Below are 213 nucleotides of genomic sequence, written 5' to 3' on the forward strand. Positions count from 1 at the left end.
AGGTTATCAAACGAAAGTAAAAACCTACTTTCGTTTGGGGTAATTAGTAAAAAATTTACTGGCAGAGCCAGATGATTTTTGAAGTAACTGCCACATAAGACCGGGGGATTAGCTCAGCTGGGAGAGCACCTGCTTTGCAAGCAGGGGGTCGTCGGTTCGATCCCGTCATCCTCCACCATTACTCTACGATATCTTGAAAGTACAAACGTAAGC

The 213-nt window shown here is 44.6% G+C and carries 1 tRNA gene; it reads left to right on the forward strand.

Annotation, left to right across the window (positions count from 1 at the left end):
* Nucleotides 1–102 precede the first annotated feature (102 nt).
* Nucleotides 103–178: transfer RNA gene (locus tag C7C56_RS13845), tRNA-Ala, on the forward strand.
* The last annotated feature ends 35 nt before the right edge of the window (nucleotides 179–213 follow it).

The sequence above is a fragment of the Massilia glaciei genome (assembly GCF_003011895.2).
In the GTDB taxonomy this organism is placed as follows: Bacteria; Pseudomonadota; Gammaproteobacteria; order Burkholderiales; family Burkholderiaceae_D; genus Telluria_A; species Telluria_A glaciei.